The sequence below is a fragment of the Phyllobacterium sp. P5_D12 genome (assembly GCF_054049495.1).
On the sequence record NZ_JBFUMG010000650.1, the window covers coordinates 1 to 2,322 of the forward strand.

The window sequence follows — 2,322 nt, forward strand, 5'->3', positions numbered from 1 at the left end:
GCTCTGTAACGGCCAGGCGATAGGCCATGATGCCGATGAAAGAGCTTGGAAAACGCAGTCGCGGTCTCGTAGCCGACACGGGTCGCAATGCGTGCAATCCCCTCGTCACTTGTTTCGAGTAGAAACGCAGCCTCCGACATTCGGCGCGCGATCAAATAGCGGTACATGGACTCGCCAACAAGCTTGGTGAAGCGAGCCGAAAACGCCGAACGACCAAGCCCCACGCTGTGTCCGAGATCGCCAAGGGTCCAGGGCCGATCCGGGCGATCGTGAATCAACTGAAGGGCTGGTCCTATGTGCGGGTCCGCCATCGCTCCCAACCACCCGCCTTCTCCTGGACCGAGAGATTTGATCCAGCTTCGCAACACTTCGACGAAGAGCACTTCTGTCAGTCGTGAGAGCGCGACGCCTTGGCCGGGACGCTCAAGCGCCGCCTCGCTCACCATGCGTTGTAGGATCGCCTCGAGCCATCCACTGTCCGCCATGGGCTTCAGGAGAAGCACGGGCGGAAGTAGTTCCAACACGCTACCGCGGGAGGGCCGCGCCACAGTGAAATTGCCACAGATCATCGTCGAGAGCGGCTGCGCGCTGCCTCCGTGACGAACGACGCCAAGACGTCCGGCCAATCTATCGAGGTCCAGAACCGGTAGCGGTTTCGTCCGGCGGTCTGAATAAATCACGTGGGGCTCGCCACGTGTCACTACAACAAAGTCGCCCTCGGTCAAGCGGAGCTCTCGCCCCTGTTCAAGCGCGAGGGTAGCTGAGCCACGACTGAGATAATGGAAAAGGGCGTAGGGGCGCGCTGGTAATGCCAGGTTCCATGGATGACCGAGCTCGAAGTGGAAGAGCAGAGACCCGCCGAGGCGGACGCGATCGAGCACTTGAGCGAGGATGTCCATCGTCCCGACACACTAACACGACGGACGGTTGGACACAATATTCGGACGATCGGGGCCTAACGTCCGAGAACCCCACGTACTATTTCATCTTAAGGCGAGCCAACAGGCCGCGGCAAACCATTTGTTCAAAACAGCAGATGGAAAAACCCCGACTTTGCCGACACGCCTGCCCTTCCCCCGGACCCCCTCGTCGTCCGTCATCTAACAGGAGCAATCAATGCGAAATCTTTTACTCTCAGTCGCCACCATCCTTATGGCCGGAGCAACATTTGCCGCCCCCGCCAAATCGGCTCAACTGCCCAAGGGGGCGGCTCATAATATTGTGCTCGTCCATGGCGCATTCGTCGACCAGACGAGCTGGAAGCCGGTTGCCGATATTCTCACGAAAAAGGGCTACAACGTAACGCTCGTCGAAAACCCGCTCACCTCCCTCGCAGCGGATGTCGACGCAACCAAACAGGCGCTTGCGAAACAGAACGGCAAGACCGTTCTCGTTGGCCACTCCTGGGGCGGCGTCGTCATCACGCAAGCAGGTGACGATCCCAAAGTCTCGGCCCTCGTCTATGTCTCCGCATTCGCGCCCGACGTGGGACAATCCTTGGCGATGTTAGCCACGAGCGGTCCGGCAACCGAAGGCGGCGCGGCCATTCATCCCGACGAAAAGGGCGACCTTTACATCGATCCCAAAGTATTTCCTTCGGCAGTCGCGGCTGACCTTCCTTCGGAGATCGCCGTATCCTTGGCAAACCATCAGCTCCCGTTGAACCACACAGCGTTCGAGGCTCCTGTCGATACGGCAGCTTGGCACGACAAGCCGACATTCTACGTGGTCAGCACGAAGGACAAGGTAATCGCACCGGAGACCCAGAAAATGTTTGCAGCCAGAATGCATGCTCACACGACGGAAGTCGCTGGCAGCCATGCCTCCCTCGTCGTTCATGCGAAGGATGTTGCCGCGGCAATCGAAAAGGCCGCGCTCGTGGAGTAACACGGACGAAAACCAGAAGCAGGCGTATATGAAGGTGCTGAACGAAGCGTTGGATAGAGTCGAAGATCACTACGAGAAGAAGATTCGACTCAAAAAGGACGAACTGAGCAAAGCCCTTCGCGCCGACAATATCCTACTGCTGCCTGGAGTGCGCATCGTCTCAGCGCGCCTGGAAACCGTTCTGCCGGCGGTCGAGAAAGCCGTGGATCACTTGAACGACTTTTCCCAGCCGAATTTTGAATCCAAGAGCGGAGCTCGACGTCGAGTATAGTACACTTTCTAAGGCGGTCCACGGTTCGCAGGTAGGCACTGAGGTCGCTTAGCGTTTCCCCTGTGTTTCCCCAGATGCCGGTTTTTTTAACAGCGCGTTGGAGATTCAAAGGGATATGCAATTCTGTAAGTGACTGAAAAGGTTATGGTGGAGCCAAGCGGGAT

3 protein-coding genes are annotated in these 2,322 nt (G+C 57.9%); 2 read left to right on the plus strand and 1 reads right to left on the minus strand.

From position 1 onward, the window contains the following. The coding region (locus tag ACXJ5O_RS24755) for a cupin domain-containing protein (RefSeq protein WP_457302218.1) at positions 1-899 on the minus strand (899 nt) is incomplete at its 3' end. A gap of 217 nt (positions 900-1,116) precedes the next feature. Between ACXJ5O_RS24755 and ACXJ5O_RS24760 the strand changes: the two genes are divergently transcribed. Further along, entirely contained in the window at positions 1,117-1,887 is a 771-nt protein-coding gene (locus ACXJ5O_RS24760) for an alpha/beta hydrolase (protein ID WP_457302219.1), read from the plus strand. A gap of 28 nt (positions 1,888-1,915) precedes the next feature. Beyond that, complete coding sequence (locus ACXJ5O_RS24765) at positions 1,916-2,158, plus strand: hypothetical protein (RefSeq protein ID WP_457302220.1); 243 nt, start codon at positions 1,916-1,918, stop codon at positions 2,156-2,158. Positions 2,159-2,322 lie beyond the last annotated feature (164 nt).

Coding starts and splice junctions, on each gene's coding strand:
- ACXJ5O_RS24760 (WP_457302219.1), top strand. CDS start 1,117: ATGCGAAATCTTTTACTCTCAGTCGCCACCATCCTTATGGCCGGAGCA.
- ACXJ5O_RS24765 (WP_457302220.1), top strand. CDS start 1,916: ATGAAGGTGCTGAACGAAGCGTTGGATAGAGTCGAAGATCACTACGAG.